This is a genomic window from Pseudomonas sp. PDM27 (genome assembly GCF_019219205.1).
In the GTDB taxonomy this organism is placed as follows: domain Bacteria; phylum Pseudomonadota; class Gammaproteobacteria; order Pseudomonadales; family Pseudomonadaceae; genus Aquipseudomonas; species Aquipseudomonas laurylsulfatiphila.
This window is the reverse complement of the sequence record NZ_JAHUWF010000013.1, coordinates 171,446-187,949: the sequence shown is the minus strand read 5'-3', so window position 1 is coordinate 187,949 and position 16,504 is coordinate 171,446. Positions and strand designations below refer to the sequence as shown.

13 protein-coding genes are annotated in these 16,504 nt (G+C 59.8%); 7 read left to right on the top strand and 6 right to left on the bottom strand.

Annotated elements, in window-relative coordinates; genetic code table 11:
* The first annotated feature begins 6 nt into the window (after positions 1 to 6).
* The gene (locus tag KW838_RS24260) at positions 7 to 1,107 is read left to right on the top strand and encodes a polyamine ABC transporter substrate-binding protein (protein ID WP_102701928.1); all 1,101 of its coding nucleotides are present in this window, start codon (positions 7 to 9) and stop codon (positions 1,105 to 1,107) included.
* A 63-nt stretch (positions 1,108 to 1,170) separates the two neighbouring features.
* On the opposite strand, the gene KW838_RS24255 is transcribed toward KW838_RS24260, so the two are convergent.
* Positions 1,171 to 2,724 carry a PLP-dependent aminotransferase family protein gene (locus KW838_RS24255; protein ID WP_218503794.1) on the bottom strand — a complete coding sequence of 518 codons (1,554 nt, stop codon included), beginning with the start codon at positions 2,722 to 2,724 and terminating at the stop codon, positions 1,171 to 1,173.
* A 92-nt stretch (positions 2,725 to 2,816) separates the two neighbouring features.
* Between KW838_RS24255 and KW838_RS24250 the strand changes: the two genes are divergently transcribed.
* From KW838_RS24250 to KW838_RS24240, 3 genes are read left to right on the top strand one after another with little or no spacing between them, the layout of a single operon-like run.
* On the top strand, positions 2,817 to 3,440 hold the full coding sequence (locus KW838_RS24250) for an FMN-binding negative transcriptional regulator (protein WP_007971713.1): 624 nt from the start codon (positions 2,817 to 2,819) through the stop codon (positions 3,438 to 3,440).
* A gap of 10 nt (positions 3,441 to 3,450) precedes the next feature.
* On the top strand, positions 3,451 to 3,897 hold the full coding sequence (locus KW838_RS24245; protein ID WP_218503793.1) for a GNAT family N-acetyltransferase: 447 nt from the start codon (positions 3,451 to 3,453) through the stop codon (positions 3,895 to 3,897).
* A 17-nt stretch (positions 3,898 to 3,914) separates the two neighbouring features.
* On the top strand, positions 3,915 to 4,586 hold the full coding sequence (locus KW838_RS24240) for a GNAT family N-acetyltransferase (RefSeq protein WP_015097409.1): 672 nt from the start codon (positions 3,915 to 3,917) through the stop codon (positions 4,584 to 4,586).
* A gap of 200 nt (positions 4,587 to 4,786) precedes the next feature.
* On the opposite strand, the gene oadA is transcribed toward KW838_RS24240, so the two are convergent.
* Both oadA and KW838_RS24230 read right to left on the bottom strand, forming a co-directional pair.
* Positions 4,787 to 6,595, bottom strand: coding sequence for a sodium-extruding oxaloacetate decarboxylase subunit alpha (oadA, locus tag KW838_RS24235; RefSeq protein ID WP_218503792.1), 1,809 nt, complete (start codon positions 6,593 to 6,595; stop codon positions 4,787 to 4,789).
* 11 nt (positions 6,596 to 6,606) lie between these two features.
* Positions 6,607 to 8,022 carry an acetyl-CoA carboxylase biotin carboxylase subunit gene (locus KW838_RS24230; protein WP_007971702.1) on the bottom strand — a complete coding sequence of 472 codons (1,416 nt, stop codon included), beginning with the start codon at positions 8,020 to 8,022 and terminating at the stop codon, positions 6,607 to 6,609.
* 192 nt (positions 8,023 to 8,214) lie between these two features.
* Here KW838_RS24230 and KW838_RS24225 point away from each other — a divergent pair, with 192 nt between their 5' ends.
* Complete coding sequence (locus tag KW838_RS24225) at positions 8,215 to 9,177, top strand: LysR family transcriptional regulator (RefSeq protein WP_007971700.1); 963 nt, start codon at positions 8,215 to 8,217, stop codon at positions 9,175 to 9,177.
* Here the strand turns inward: KW838_RS24225 and KW838_RS24220 are convergent.
* Complete coding sequence (locus tag KW838_RS24220; protein WP_007971698.1) at positions 9,119 to 9,328, bottom strand: PA3496 family putative envelope integrity protein; 210 nt, start codon at positions 9,326 to 9,328, stop codon at positions 9,119 to 9,121. The genes KW838_RS24225 and KW838_RS24220 overlap by 59 nt on opposite strands.
* Positions 9,329 to 9,529: 201 nt before the next feature.
* A complete protein-coding gene (gene hexR, locus KW838_RS24215) occupies positions 9,530 to 10,396 on the bottom strand; it encodes a transcriptional regulator HexR (RefSeq protein ID WP_007954250.1) in 867 nt (288 codons plus the stop codon).
* A gap of 351 nt (positions 10,397 to 10,747) precedes the next feature.
* On the opposite strand from hexR, the gene KW838_RS24210 reads away from it, so the two are divergent.
* On the top strand, positions 10,748 to 11,062 hold the full coding sequence (locus tag KW838_RS24210) for a hypothetical protein (RefSeq protein ID WP_218503791.1): 315 nt from the start codon (positions 10,748 to 10,750) through the stop codon (positions 11,060 to 11,062).
* Positions 11,063 to 11,122: 60 nt separating this feature from the next.
* On the opposite strand, the gene KW838_RS24205 is transcribed toward KW838_RS24210, so the two are convergent.
* A complete protein-coding gene (locus tag KW838_RS24205) occupies positions 11,123 to 13,993 on the bottom strand; it encodes an EAL domain-containing protein (protein WP_102701935.1) in 2,871 nt (956 codons plus the stop codon).
* A gap of 257 nt (positions 13,994 to 14,250) precedes the next feature.
* Between KW838_RS24205 and uvrD the strand changes: the two genes are divergently transcribed.
* Entirely contained in the window at positions 14,251 to 16,434 is a 2,184-nt protein-coding gene (uvrD, locus tag KW838_RS24200) for a DNA helicase II (RefSeq protein WP_007971693.1), read from the top strand.
* The last annotated feature ends 70 nt before the right edge of the window (positions 16,435 to 16,504 follow it).

Below are 16,504 nucleotides of genomic sequence, written 5' to 3'. Positions count from 1 at the left end.
AGAACAATGACAAGACTCAAGCGTTTGATCGTTCCAGCACTGGGCGCCCTGGTGCTCAGTGGCGTTGCCCATGCTGAAGAACGAACGTTGCGTGTCTACAACTGGTTCGACTACATCACCCCCAAGGCCCTGGAAGACTTCAAGGCCCAGAACAGCCAGACCAAGCTGGTCTACGACATTTTCGACACCAACGAAGCACTGGAAGCCAAGTTGCTGACCGGCAACTCCGGCTACGACGTGGTGGTGCCGTCCAACGTGTTCCTCGCCAAGCAGATCGAAGCCGGCGTGTTCCAGCCACTGGACCGCAGCAAGTTGCCGAACTGGAACCACCTCGATCCCAAGCTGATGAAGCTGATCGAAGCCAACGACCCGGGCAACAAATTCGCCGTGCCTTACATGTACGGGACCATCCTGATCGGCTTCAACCCGGACAAGGTCAAGGCCGTGCTCGGCGACAACGCGCCAGTGGACAGCTGGGACCTGATCTTCAAGGAAGAGAACATCAGCAAGCTCAAGCAGTGCGGCGTCGCCCTGCTCGACTCGCCCTCGGAGATCTTGCCGCTGGCCCTGCAACACCTCGGCCTCGACCCCAACAGCAAAAAGCCGGCGGACTACGACAAGGCTGAAGCGCTGCTGATGAAGATCCGCCCGTACATCACCTACTTCCACTCATCGAAGTACATGGCCGATATCGCCAACGGTGACATCTGCGTCGCGGTCGGTTATTCCGGCAGCTTCTCGCAAGCCGCCAACCGCGCCAAGGAAGCCAAGAACGGTGTGATCGTCGACATGCGCTTGCCGAAGGAAGGCGCGCCGATCTGGTTCGATATGCTCGCAATACCCAAGGGCGCGAAGAATCCGGAAGACGCCTACACCTTCATCAACTACCTGCTGCAACCCCAGGTGATTGCGCCGGTCAGTGACTTCGTCGGCTACCCGAACCCGAACAAGGACGCCACGGAACTGGTCGACCCGGCGATCCGCAACAACCCGAACCTGTACCCGACCGACACGGCAATGAGCACGCTCTACACCCTGCAACCGTTGCCGCGCGATGCCGAACGTGCGCGGACCCGGGCCTGGACCAAGATCAAGTCCGGTACCTGACAACCACGTCGTTCCCGTCATCCTCAAGACCTGCGTTTACGCAGGTCTTTTTTTGCCCGCGCTTCAGCCGGCACACCACACCGCCCGCAACCGCTCCAGCGCTGACTCAATCGCTGTTTCGGGCACGGCGGCGAAACCCAGCACCAGCCCCGCTCGCTGATCCATCGGTGTCGTGGAGTCGGGCAACCAATAGCTGCTCAAGCCGTTGATCTCGACATCGACACTTTGCGCCAACTCGATCAATTCACGTTCACGCGCCACGCTCTCGACCGGTACGGTCATGTGCAGCCCGGCGGCGACGGTGGGTAATGGTCCGACGCCGGGAATCTCCGCCGGCCAGCCATTGAGCAATGCATTACGGCGACTCAACGCCGCACGGCGCATGCGGCGGATATGCCGCTGGAAATGCCCGGCCGCCATGAACTCGGCCATCACCGCCTGGGTACTGACCTCGGAATGACGTACGTCCACGGCACGGCGTTGGGCAAAGGCCTGCACCAGCCCCGTCGGCAGCACCAGGTAACCCAGACGCAACGCCGGAAACGCCACTTTTCCGAACGTGCCGACGTAGAGCACCCGGCCTTGCCGATCCAGTGCCGCCAAAGGCGCCAGCGGCGCACCGCTGTAGCGGTACTCGCCGTCGTAGTCATCCTCGACGATCCAGCCCTGGGTGCGTTCGGCCCAGGCCAGCAGCTCCAGACGGCGAGCCAGGCTCATCACCACCCCGGTCGGGTACTGATGGGACGGGGTGACGTAGGTCAAACGGCAATCGCGCAGCTGCGCCAGTTCAGCGCAGTCGATGCCCTCGCCATCCACCGCCACCCCATGCAACTTCGCACCTGCCACGGCGAACGCATGACCGGCCGCCCGATACCCGGGATTTTCAATAGCCACCCCGTCACCGGGCTCCACCAGCAGCTGTGCACAAAGGCTGATCCCCTGCTGCGCGCCACTGGTGATCACAATTTGTTCAGCCGTGCACTGCATGCCACGGGAACTGCGCAAATACGCAGCAATCATCCCGCGCAAGCGCACATCGCCAGCCGGGTCGCCGTAGCACAGCTGCTGCAAATCCGGTTTGCGCCAGAAAGCCGCATTCAGCTTGGCCCAGACCTCGAATGGAAACAGATCGAACGCCGGAACACCGACCCGAAATGCCCGTGGCGGACCGCTCGGCGGACTGGGTAAATGGTTGTTCTTCACCCGGGCCAACGGATCGTTGTGGATAACTTTGCTGGATGGATCCACAGGTAAATCGAGCCAATTTGTGGATAAGGCTGTTGATAACCCTGTTGAAAAGCCTGTGGATACTTTTGTGGATAGTTTTTTTGCCGGCAACGCCGCCTGAGGCAGTTGCGCGACATAAGTGCCGTCCCCGACTCGCCCCTCAATGAAACCTTCGGCGTACAACTGATCGTAGGCACGCACCACGCTGTTGCGGGAAATAGCCAGCGCTGCGGCCAGGTCACGACTGGCCGGCAGACGCGTTCCACTGGCCAATCGTCCGTCGAGGACGCGCAGGCGCAAGGCCTGATAGAGCTGACGACTCAACCCCTGGCGACGGTCGAGTTCGATACCGGCCGGGTTGAACGACAGGGAAAGCGGCGCATCCGTCATGACAATGGACCCATGAAATTGGTCATTAATGGCTCTTACAACAGACCAATAGCCTGCCTAGGATGAAGACATTCGCCAAGGAAAATATCTCCATGTACACGCCACGCGCTTTTGCCATCGACGAGTTGTCCCAACTGCATGAACTGATCCTCGCCACCCGTCTCGCCATATTGGTGACCCACGGCGAAAGCGGCCTGCAAGCCAGTCATGTGCCGGTGCTGCTGCATTGCGAACAAGGCTTGAACGGCACGTTGTACGGGCATCTGGCCAAAGCCAATCCACAGTGGAAAGACCTGCGCGACGGTGCCGAAGCCCTGCTGATTTTTGCCGGTGCCGACGCCTACGTCAGCCCCGGCTTCTACCCGAGCAAGGCCGAACACGGCAAAGTCGTGCCAACCTGGAACTACGTCGCCGTACACGCCTATGGCCGAGCCGAAACCTTTAGCGATGGCGGGCGGCTGCTCGACATCGTCAGCACCCTCACCGACCGTCATGAAGCGGGCCGCGCCCAACCGTGGTCCGTGGCCGATGCCCCCGCCGATTACATCGACGGCATGCTCAAGGCCATCGTCGGTTTCGCCATTCCCATCGACCGTCTGGAAGGCAAGCGCAAGCTCAGCCAGAACCGCAGCCCCGCCGACATCGCCGGCGTACGCGAAGGCCTGGCCGCCAGCCCCGACGTCAACGACCAGACCCTCGCCCAATTGATGCGCTAAGGAAATCACCATGAGTCAAATCGACATTCGCCAAGTCACCGCCGGTGATCACGCGGCGTGGCTGCCGCTTTGGCAGGCCTACCTGCGCTTCTACAATACCGAATTGCCGGAGGCCGTCACTCACAGCACCTGGCAGCGCATGCTCGACCCGAACGAACCGACCCACGCCGCCCTCGCCTGGGCTGACAACAAAGCCGTGGGCATGGTGCATTTCATCTACCATCGTTCGAACTGGGCCATCGAAAACGCCTGCTACCTGCAAGACTTGCTGGTGGTTCCGGAAACCCGAGGCACTGGCGTCGGCCGGCAACTGATCGAGTTCGTCTACGCCACGGCCAAGGCCGATGGCTGTAACAAGGTGCACTGGCTGACCCACGAAACCAACGCCACCGCGATCCAGCTCTACGAGCGCATTGCAGAACGCCCCGGTTTCATCCAGTTTCGCAAAGCCATTTAAGGTTCAAGGAGAACAACATGTCGACTTCACTCGCCAACTGGAAAGGCGTCCCGGCCCCCACGACGCAACTGATCGAAGGACGCTTCATCCGCCTGGAAAAACTCGACCCGGCGCGCCACGGCGACGACCTGTTCAAAGCGCTGCAAGGCCCGGGCGCCGACCCGAAGCTTTGGGACTATCTGCCATACGGCCCCTTCCCGGAGCGCAGCGCCTTCAACGACTGGCTGAACAACCACGCGGCCAATAGCGACCCGTACTTCTTCAGCGTGATCGATCGCGCCAGCGGCGAGGTCCAGGGCATCCTCAGCCTGATGTCCATCGTCCCGGCCCAGGGCCGCATCGAAATCGGCCACGTCACCTTCGGCGCGCCGATGCAGCGCTCACCGAAAAGCACCGAGGCGGTATACCTGCTGGCCAAGGAATCCTTCGCCCTCGGCTACCGTCGCCTGGAATGGAAATGCAACAACGCCAACGCCCGCTCCAAATATGCGGCCGAACGCTTGGGTTTCAGTTTTGAGGGTGTGTTTCGCCAGCACATGGTGGTCAAGGGGCAGAACCGCGATACGGCGTGGTACTCGATTCTGGATTCGGAATGGCCGGCGATTGGGGCCGGGTTTGAGAAGTGGTTGAGTGATGAGAACCAGACGGGGTCGGGGCAGTTGAAAAGCCTCGTTGAGTGCCGCGGCTAAAAAAACCAAAAGCAAAAGATCGCAGCCTTCGGCAGCTCCTACAGGAGCTGCCGAAGGCTGCGATCTTTTGATCTTCAAAAGCCTCCAGCCCAACGCATCCAAGGCGCGCTGACGCCCACAAGCTCTTTGCTTTGCCATGGATAAAAAAAGGGGAGCACATGCCCCCCCGAGGTTTAAAGCGTTGTATCGAGGCTGTTAAATCAGCCTTCGATCTCGATCAGGATCTCGCCCGGGTTCACCCGGTCGCCCTTGGCCACGTGAATGGCGGTGACTTTACCGGCGATGGCTGCCTGGACTTCGGTTTCCATCTTCATCGCTTCGGTGATCAGCACGGCCTGGCCCGCCTTGACGGTGTCGCCCTCCTTGACCAGCACATCGACGATGTTGCCCGGCATGGTGGTGCTGACATGGCCCGGTGCAGTGGCTTGCTTGCGCTTGCTGCTGCCGCCGCTGACGAATTCGTTGAGCGGTTCGAACACCACTTCTTCCGGCATGCCGTCGATGGACAGGTAGAAGTGACGCTTGCCTTCAGCCTTGACGCCAACACCGGTGATGTCGACGCGGTAGGTTTCGCCGTGAACGTCGATGACGAACTCGGTCGGCACGCCTTCACCGCCCGCCGAAGCCACTGTGCCGACTTCCGGAATCGGCAACAGCACTTCAGGAGTCAGGGTTCCGGCCGCGCGCTCTTCGAGGAACTTGCGACCGATGTCCGGGAACATGGCGAAGGTCAGCACGTCTTCTTCAGACTTGGCCAGAGCACCGATATCGGCGCGCAGCTTGGCCATTTCCGGCTTGAGCAGATCGGCTGGACGCACGTCGATCACTTCTTCGCTGCCGATGGCCTGGCGACGCAGTTGTTCGTTGACGGTGCCCGGCGCCTTGCCGTAGCCGCCTTGCAGGTACAACTTCACTTCGTTGGTGATGGTCTTGTAGCGCTCGCCGGCCAGCACGTTGAAGAACGCCTGGGTGCCGACGATCTGCGAGGTCGGGGTCACCAGCGGCGGGAAGCCGAGGTCTTCGCGAACGCGCGGGATTTCGGCCAGCACTTCGCTCATGCGGTTCAGCGCGCCCTGCTCTTTCAACTGGTTGGCCAGGTTGGAAATCATCCCGCCCGGTACCTGGTTGACTTGCACACGGGTGTCGACGGCGGTGAATTCACTTTCGAACTGGTGGTACTTCTTGCGCACGGCGTAGAAGTACAGACCAATCTCTTGCAGCAGCTCCAGGTTCAGGCCGGTATCGAACTCGCTGCCTTTAAGGGCGGCGACCATCGACTCGGTGCCCGGGTGGCTGGTGCCCCAGGCGAAGCTGGAGATCGCGGTGTCGATGTGGTCCGCGCCGTTTTCGATAGCCTTCATCTGGCACATTGCGGCCAGGCCGGCGGTGTCGTGCGAGTGGATGAACACGGGCAGCGATTGCTCGGCTTTCAGTGCCTTGACCAGTTCGCCAGTGGCGTACGGGGTCAGCAAACCGGCCATGTCCTTGATCGCCACCGAGTCGCAACCCATGGCTTCCATTTGCTTGGCCTGGTTCACGAAGGCCTCGATGGTGTGCACCGGGCTGGTGGTGTAGGCGATGGTGCCCTGGGCGTGTTTGCCGGCGGCTTTCACCGCTTCGATGGCCACGCGCAGGTTACGCACGTCGTTCATGGCGTCGAAGATGCGGAACACGTCGATGCCGTTGACCGCGGCCTTGGCGACGAAGGCTTTGACCACGTCGTCGCTGTAGTGGCGGTAGCCCAGCAGGTTCTGGCCGCGCAACAGCATTTGCAGGCGGGTGTTAGGCAGCGCGGCGCGCAGTTGGCGCAGACGCTCCCACGGGTCTTCCTTCAGGAAACGTACGCAGGCGTCGAACGTCGCGCCGCCCCAGCACTCCAGCGACCAGTAGCCGACTTTGTCGAGCTTGTCGCAGATCGGCAGCATGTCTTCGGTGCGCATGCGGGTGGCGAGCAGCGATTGGTGGGCGTCGCGCAGGATCGTGTCGGTAACGTGGATTTGCTTGCTCATTGTTCTATTCCTCACAGGCCTGCGTGGGCGGCGATGGCGGCGGCGATGGCCAGGGCCAGCTCTTCGGGTTTGCGCTTGATCGAGTAGTTGGTCAGTTCAGGGTGGCTTTCAACGAAGCTGGTATTGAACTGGCCGCTACGGAATTCCGGGTTACGCAGGATTTCCTGGTAGTACGCGGCAGTGGTCTTGACCCCTTGCAGACGCATGTCATCGAGGGCGCGCAGACCACGGTCCATCGCCTCTTCCCAGGTCAGCGCCCACACCACCAGTTTCAGACACATGGAGTCGTAGAACGGCGGAATGGTGTAGCCGGTGTAGATCGCCGTGTCGGTACGCACGCCGGGGCCGCCGGGGGCGTAGTAACGGGTGATCTTGCCGAAGCTCGGCAGGAAGTTGTTCTTCGGGTCTTCGGCGTTGATCCGGAATTGCAGGGCGAAACCACGGTGCTGGATGTCTTCCTGTTTCACCGACAGCGGCAGGCCGGAGGCAATGCGAATCTGCTCGCGGACAATGTCGATGCCGGTGATTTCTTCGGTGATGGTGTGTTCCACCTGCACCCGGGTGTTCATCTCCATGAAGTACACCTCGCCCTCGGCGAGCAGGAACTCCACGGTGCCGGCGTTCTCGTAGCCCACGGCCTTGGCTGCACGCACCGACAGGTCGCCGATGTAGGCGCGCTGTTCCGGGGTCAGTTGCGGGCTCGGGGCGATCTCGATCAGCTTCTGGTTGCGACGCTGGATCGAGCAGTCACGCTCGAACAGGTGCACCACGTTGCCGAAGCTGTCGCCAAGGATCTGCGCTTCAATGTGCTTGGGATTGACGATGCATTTTTCCAGGAACACTTCCGCCGAACCAAAAGCCTTGGTGGCTTCGGAAATGACCCGCGGGAAAGCCTGTTCGAGTTCTTCACGGCTGTTGCAGCGACGAATACCGCGACCACCGCCACCGGATGTGGCCTTGAGCATCACCGGGTAGCCAATGCGATCGCCTTCGGTCAGGGCTTCTTCGATGCCCGACACGTTGCCTTCGGTGCCCGGGGTAACCGGTACGCCAGCCTTGATCATGCTGCGGCGGGCTTCGGTCTTGTCGCCCATCCGGCGAATGACTTCAGCCGATGGACCAATGAATTTGATCCCGCGCTCAGCGCAGATTTCCGCCAGTTCGGCGTTTTCCGAAAGGAAGCCATAACCGGGGTGCAGTGCATCGCAACCGGTTTCCACAGCCAGGTTCACCAGCTTGCGCGGGTTCAGGTAACCAGCCAGCGGTTCGGCACCAATGCTGTGGGCCTCATCCGCACGCTTCACATGCAAGGCATGACGGTCTGCGTCGGAATAGATCGCGACCGAGCGAATGCCCATTTCGGCACAGGCACGTACGATTCGTACGGCAATCTCACCACGGTTGGCGATCAGGATCTTTGTTATCACTTGGAGTTTCCCTTGAGGCCGGTGGTACCCACGACCTGCTAGACCCAGGTCGACGCGTGACCAAATGTTTCATTTTGGTCGCAGGCCCACACTAGCGCCCACAAGGGATTAACAAAAATGAATAAAAATTGGGTCGTGCATAAGTAAAGACTTATAGTTGATTCACCAGCCAGCGACGAGAGTGACCGGATAATGCGTAAGTCATTGATGCGTATGACTTTGCGGCAATTGCAGATCTTCAATGAGGTCTGTGATTTGCGATCTTACAGCCGCGCGGCCGACGAAATGTCGCTCACACAACCTGCCGTCAGCCTGCAGATTCGTCAGCTTGAAGAGCTGATTGGCCAGCCGTTGTTCGATTATGTCGGCAAAAAGCTCTACATGACCGAAGCCGCTGAAGCGTTACAGCGAGCCAGCCGGGACATCTTCGGGCGCCTGGAAAACCTCGATATGCAGCTGTCGGACATGCAGGGCTCGTTGCAGGGGCAACTGAAACTGGCGGTGGAATCCAGCGCCAAATATTTCGTGCCGCATCTGTTTGCCGCATTCAAACGCCAGCACCCGGAGGTGAACCTGCAACTGACGGTGGTCAATCGCGGCCAGGTCATTCGGCGGCTGTCGGACAACCGCGACGACCTGGTGATCATGTCCATGGTGCCTCAGGACATGGGCCTGGAGTTCCTACCGTTCCTGAACAACCCGATCGTTGCCGTGGCGCCACCGGATCACCCGCTGTGTCACATGGGGCCGCTGCGCCTGCAGGATCTCGAGCCTTACACACTGTTGCTGCGTGAGCCAGGCTCCGGGACGCGGCTGGCGTGCGAGGAATACTTCAAAGAGAAGCGCGTGCACTTCAACCAGACCCAGGAGGTCTCGTCTGCTGAAGCTCAGCGTGAATGTGTACTGGCAGGCCTGGGCGTTGCGCTGTTGACGCGCCACGCCCTGAACCTTGAGCTGGCAACCGGCGGGTTGATCGAGCTACCCATCGAAGAGCTGCCACTGTTTCGCAGCTGGTGCCTGGTGCAGGCCAAGGCGAAACGCCTGTCACCGGTGGCTCACGCCTTCCTGGCGTTTATCCGCAGCGAACGGATCCAGATCAGCGCGCTGGTTGAGCGTTTCGACGGGAAGTCGAGGGAGATGCCTGCCAGAAGTTGAGTTCCAACTCCGGAAAGTCGCCAATCTCGGCCAGAAGCTGACGGCGTTCGCAGCGATCTTCGATGGCGCGACGGAATTCCATGCGGCGCTGGTCTTCCTGCTGACGACGGGTTTTGACAGCGCTGTTGCGTTCTTCGTAGGGCATGGCCATTTCGAGTCTCCCAAGGCGAGTACGGGAGTTTCAAGATAGGCGCGAGGGATGACGATTTGGCGGCTCGGGTGTTACAGACTGATGAAAATTGCGGCGTATTCGAGGACGCCATCGCGAGCAGGCTCGCTCCCACCTTTGACCACGATCTCCTGTGGGAGCGAGCCTGCTCGCGATTAAGGTCGGAACGACCTTACGACGACGTCAGTCGTCCAGCGCTTTCACCGACTTGGGTGACAACCGCAAACTGCGCAAACTGCGTTTAACGCTCTTGAGGTGATTGACCAGGCTCGGGCCGCGGGCCATGGCCACGCCCATCGCCAGCACATCGATCACCACCAGGTGGGCGATACGCGAGGTCAGCGGCGTATAGATTTCAGTGTCCTCGTGCACATCGATCGCCAGGTTGACCGTCGACAACTCGGCCAATGGCGTCTGGCTTGGGCACAACGTGATCAACGAAGCGCCGCTTTCGCGCACCAGGTTGGCGGTAATCAGCAGGTCCTTGGAACGACCCGACTGGGAAATGCAGATGGCCACGTCAGTCGGCTTCAATGTCACGGCCGACATCGCCTGCATGTGCGGGTCGGAGTACGCCGCTGCGGTGAGCAGCAAGCGGAAGAATTTGTGCTGCGCATCCGCCGCGACCGCACCCGAGGCACCAAAACCATAGAACTCGACACGCTGGGCCTGGGACATCAGCGTCACGGCCCTCTGCAACTCCAGCGGATCGAGTTTCTCGCGAACCTCCATCAGGGTATGCAGGGTGGTGTCGAAGATTTTCAGGCTGTAGTCAGCGACCGAATCGTCTTCGTGGATCGCAAACTGGCCAAAACTCGCACCGGCCGCCAGGCTCTGGGCCAGCTTCAGCTTCAGGTCTTGAAAGCCGGAACAACCGATGGCACGGCAAAAACGCACGATGGTCGGTTCACTGATGCCCACGCTGTGGGCCAGGTCGGCCATGGAGCTGTGCATCACGGCCGCAGGATCAAGCAGCACGTGGTCGGCGACCTTGAGCTCCGACTTGCGTAACAGGTGGCGAGACTGGGCGATGTGTTGCAGCAGATTCAAAGGGCTGGACTCTTTGTTATTGGCAGGTGCCGGGGATGTAGCACGCTTGTAGTTATACTACATGAATCGGCTTTTTGCCTCCTCAATGCGTAACCACATCCCTCGGCATTCAGGCATGCACGCTCCATGTAGCGCTCATTCCGAGCTTTCCCGTTGCTCATCAATGCCCGCCTCTTGGCGTTGCGGCAAAAATGAGCCCCTCTTACAAACATCAACACTGGTTAACTCACCAACAACGTATAACCCACATTAACTTACAAACAAGTTAAGTATCGCCATCCACCAATCAAACACAGAGGGATATATTAAACAGGCAGGACGCAATTATCTTAATTACAGGAGTTACACACAATGACCATTACAACTAAAAATTGGACCGCTCAAATTGACCGCATGCCCGGCGCACTTTCCTTCCGTGCCTTTGGCACGGTAACCGTTGCCCACTCCGGCATTACGCCAAAGCTGGTACTGAACGATACTCAGGACAAGTCTTTTGACTTACGACTTAACCTGGAACTTGAAACTACCCACGAACCTGCACTGCAAGTCCTGACAGACAAGTTTGTCGAATATAAGAAGATGGGGCCCTCCAACGTCACAGGCGTCAGTATTTTTTTCGAAGGAAAGTTACTGCACCATATTGATGACGTACTGATCACCGATTAAAGAATTACCCGCCGCAAACTTCCCGTCAGGCCGCCACGGCTTGACGGGAAGCCATTTCGGTCAATCCACACCATTCTCTCGCAGCAGAACGGCCAGGACCTGCGCCTCGACCGGCCGACTGATCAGATAACCTTGCACCTCATCGCAGCGCTCAGCCTTGAGAAACTCAAGCTGCTCCTGGTGTTCCACCCCTTCCGCGACAACCTTCAACGACAAGCCATGGGCCATGGCAATGATCGCCCGTGTGATCGCGGCATCTCCGCTGCCCTCACCCAGTCCGCGGATAAACGCCTGATCGATCTTCACGTAGTCCACCGGAATGCGTTTGAGATAACTCAAAGACGAATACCCGGTGCCAAAATCATCGATCGCCAGTTTCACCCCGAGATCACGCAGCTGCTGGAAGGTTGCGATGATGTGTTCGACGCTGTCCAGCAACTGGCTTTCGGTGAGCTCCAGCTCCAGGTAGCGTGGCTCCAGCCCGGTTTCCTCCAGCACCTGGCGCACCAGACTGACGAGCTTGCCCTGGCGCAATTGATGCACCGACAGATTGACCGACACCCGAATCGCATCGAGCCCCTGCCGCTGCCACTCACAGGCTTGCCAGCAGGCCTGACGCAGCACGAACTCACCGATCGGGCCGATCAATCCGGTTTCTTCCGCCAGACCGATGAAATCCCCCGGCGGCACGCGGCCCATGGTCGGGTGATCCCAACGCACCAGCGCCTCGGCAGCATTCAGCTTGCCCGTGGCGAGGCACAGCTTGGGTTGGTAGAACACCTTCAACTGCTTTTCTTCGATGGCTTTGCGCAACTGGTTTTCCAGTTGCAAACGCTCCAGCGTGCTGGCTTGCAGGCTGTCGGTGTAGAACTGGAAGTTGTTGCCGCCCAAATGCTTTGCGTGCTGCATGGCCATGTTCGATTGACTGACCAACGCGGAAATTTCCCGGGCGTTATCCGGGAGCAGGCTGATGCCCATGGACGCGCTGACCACCAGTTCATGACCCTCAATGGTCACCGGCACGCGCAACTTGGTCGCCAGACGAGTCGCCACCCGGGCCAGGCTCGAAAGGTTGCCGTAGGTGTTGAACAGCACGGCAAACTCATCACCGGACAGGCGCGCGATGGTGTCTGCTTCAGGCAATGCATTCACCAGTCGCCGGGCCATTTTCTGCAACAACTGGTCGGCGACTTCATGCCCCAGGCTGTCGTTGAGTTGCTTGAACCGGTCGAGATTGATGTGCAGCAAGGCCAGGCTGCGATAACCGCCCTGTCGTACTCGTTGATGAGCCTCGCTGAGACGCTCGCGGAACATCGCGCGGTTGGCCAGACCGGTGAGTTCGTCGTAATGGGTCAGATAGCGCATACGCTCTTCGGATTCCCGGCGGGCAGAAAGATCCGCGAAGAAGCCCACGATATGGCTGACATTTCCCCGGCTATCGCGCACGGCATTCAATTGCAGCCATTGCGGATACATCTCGCCGTTCTTGCGGGTTTCCACCAATTCACCCTGCCAGCTGCCTTGCTGCTCCAACGCCTGATGGATCGCGGCGTAATGCCGACGCGCATCGCGACTGCATGGCAACTCAACGACTTTGCGTCCGATCATGTCTTCGATGGCATAGCCGGTCACCCGACTGAAGGCTTGATTGATTGCGATCAGGGCATAGTTCGGGTCGAAAATCACAATCCCTTCGCTGGCCGCCTCGAATACGGTCGCCGCCAGTTGCCGCTGCTCTTCCAGGTTTTTGCTGACGCTGATGTCGCGCCGAGTGCCGACCATGCGCAAAACCCGTCCGTTCTCGGCACGCTCCACCGCCCGCCCACGGTCCTCGATCCAGACCCAGTGGCCATCGCCATGGCGCACGCGATACTCGATTTGATAGTCCTCGGTGCGGCCCTTCAGATGCTCGACCAGCGCCCTTCTCAGCGCTGGAAGGTCCTCGGGGTGAAGGCGCGGCTTGAGGTGACGCAGGATTGCCGTGACCTGGTCCGGCTCCAGGCCGAACAATTCCTGAATCTGCGTGTGATGGACTTCGTCGGTTTGCAGATTCCAGTCCCACAACCCCAACTCGCTGGCCTTCAATGCCAGCGCCAGGCGTGCTTCGCTCTTGCTCAGCGCCTGGTTGGCGGCGTCCAGCTCCAGGCTGCGCTGAGCGACGCGGTTTTCCAGGTCGACCTGGATCTCTCGCAATTCGTTCTCGGCGCGTCGACGCTGTTCGATCTCCTTGGCCAGCTTTTGATTGAGCTGATCACTGCTGCTTTGCGCCTGCTGTAGATGTTCGATCAATGCCTGGTTCTGAAAGCGTCGCATCAAGCCCCGATCGATCAATCGATTGACCTGCCAGGCAACCACACTCAATGCACCGAGCAGAATCAGCCCGAACCAGCCCCAGCCCTGCTGCTGTTCGTCACCACCCCAAAACATATAGGCAATGGCCGGTAGCAGGCAGGGCAAGGTGAAAGACAGAAATGCCGGCAAACTGACTGCATACGCCACGCTGGCCGAGAGCGCTGCGGCACCGATGAGGCCGAAGACCCAGGCTTGCTGAATGAAGTTATCGGCGGGAACCAAAGCAATGCCGGCACCGGCCAGGGTCAGGCCGGTGAGGCCGGAACCCAGCAAAAACATCCGTCGCCAAATGGGCTGGGCTTGACGATTGGGGATGGCCGAATCGAAGGCTGCGACCTGAATCACCCGCAATGCCACCAAAGACAATAACCACACCAGCCAGACACTGACCAGGAAATAGCGCTGCGGGCTCCAGAGCAACCCGGCACAGACCAGGCCATTGATCAGCATGAACAACGTGGGCAGCAGCGAGCCCTGATACAACAGGCGCGTGCGTTCGACCGCCATTTCCATGGCGAATTGCTTTCTGATAACCCGGGGCTCCACAGTGGGGCCCGACAGGTCGAAGCTGAGGGTCATAGGCGATGTTCTTGTTCTTATAATGATGAGCATGGGCCCGAAACTGCTCGGAGCATACACAAGCAATTGCCCGGACCAAACTGCTGCTGATCAATAAATCGCCAAATTTTTCAGCCGCCGCCCCTCCCTGAAAACGCTAAAGGCACGCCCCGCCAACGCCTGCAGCCGATGACCGACCGGTCGTCCCTCGCGTAACTTTCATCGGTTAATGCGAAGCGGAGTTTGCCCGGTGTGTCGCGGCCCCCTAGAATGCCCCGATGCGCGATGATCTCTCCCTTCTGCTGAACTCCCTCAACGATGCCCAACGCCAGGCCGTAGCGGCCCCCGTGGGTCGTCAGTTGGTCCTGGCCGGTGCTGGTTCCGGTAAAACCCGAGTGCTGGTGCACCGTATCGCCTGGCTGATCCAGGTTGAAAACGCCTCGCCCCACTCCATCCTGTCGGTGACCTTCACCAACAAGGCGGCTGCCGAGATGCGCCAGCGCATCGAGCAACTGATGGGTATCAACCCGGCCGGCATGTGGGTCGGCACCTTCCACGGCCTGGCGCACCGCTTGCTGCGGGCGCACTGGCAGGAAGCAGGCTTGAGCCAGACTTTCCAGATTCTCGACAGCGATGACCAGCAACGGCTGGTCAAGCGAGTGATCCGCGAACTCGGCCTGGACGAGCAACGCTGGCCGGCCCGTCAGGCCCAATGGTTCATCAACGGGCAGAAAGACGAAGGTCTGCGCCCGCAACACATTCAAGCCAGTGGCGATCTGTTCCTGGCGACCATGCGCGGCATCTATGAGGCCTACGAGGCCGCGTGCCTGCGCGCCGGTGTCATCGACTTCTCCGAACTGTTGCTGCGCGCACTCGATCTGTGGCGCGATCACCCAGGCCTGCTCGCTCACTATCAAAAGCGCTTCCGGCACATCCTGGTGGACGAGTTCCAGGACACCAACGCCGTGCAGTACGCCTGGTTGCGCCTGCTGGCCAAGGGTGGCGACAGCCTGATGGTGGTGGGCGATGACGACCAGTCGATCTACGGCTGGCGTGGCGCGAAAATCGAGAACATCTACCAGTATTCCGAAGACTTCCCGGACGCCGAAACCATTCGCCTGGAGCAGAACTACCGCTCCACCGCCGGCATCCTGAAGGCAGCCAACGCCTTGATCGCCAACAACACCGGACGCCTGGGCAAAGAGCTGTGGACCGACGGTGGCGACGGCGAGGCAATCAATCTGTATGCCGCCTTCAACGAACACGACGAAGCACGCTACGTTGTCGAAACCATCGAAAGCGCGCTGAAAACCGGCCTGTCTCGCAGCGATATCGCGATTCTGTACCGCTCCAACGCCCAATCGCGGGTTTTGGAAGAAGCGCTGCTGCGTGAACGCATTCCGTACCGCATCTATGGCGGCCAGCGCTTCTTCGAGCGCGCCGAAATCAAGAACGCCATGGCTTACCTGCGATTGCTCGAAGGTCGGGGCAACGACGCCGCGCTGGAACGGGTGATCAACGTGCCGGCCCGCGGCATCGGCGAGAAAACCGTCGAAGCGATCCGCGACCATGCGCGCCACAGCGATGTGTCGATGTGGGAAGCGATGCGCCAACTGGTGGCCAACAAAGGCCTGACCGGTCGTGCGGCCGGCGCCCTTGGCGCGTTTATCGAGTTGATCGAGAACCTCGCCGCCAAGTGCATGGAAATGCCGCTGCACCTGATGACCCAGACCGTCATCGAGCAATCGGGGCTGATCGCCTATCACGAAGCGGAAAAAGGCGAGAAAGGCCAGGCCCGGGTGGAAAACCTTGAGGAACTGGTCAGCGCCGCACGCAACTTCGAAAACAGCGAAGAAGACGAAGACCTGACGCCATTGGCAGCGTTCCTCGGTCACGCGTCGCTGGAGGCCGGCGATACCCAGGCCGACGAGCACGAAGACAGCATTCAACTGATGACCCTGCACAGCGCCAAAGGCCTGGAATTCCCTTACGTGTTCCTGGTGGGCATGGAAGAAGGCCTGTTCCCGCACAAGATGAGCCTGGAAGAACCCGGCCGCCTTGAGGAAGAACGTCGTCTGGCCTACGTCGGCATTACCCGGGCGATGCAGAACCTGGTGATGACCTACGCTGAAACCCGACGCCTTTATGGCAGCGAGACCTACAACAAGGTGTCGCGCTTCGTACGCGAAGTACCGAAAGGCCTGATTCAGGAAGTGCGGTTGTCCAACAGCGTCAGCCGGCCGTTTGGTGGCAACCAGTCGATGAGTGGCAGCAACCTGTTCAGCGGCAGCGAAATTCCGGAAACCGGCTTCAGTCTGGGTCAGACCGTACGCCATTCGATCTTCGGTGACGGCGTGATCCTCAACTTCGAGGGCGCCGGTGCCCAGGCCCGGGTGCAGGTGAACTTCAGCGAAGGCAGCAAGTGGTTGATGTTGGGTTATGCCAAGCTGGAAGCGATCTAGCTTTTCTGTGGGAGCGAGCTTGCTCGCGATAGCGGTAGATCAGTCGACATTATTTCTGGTTGTCAGTCCG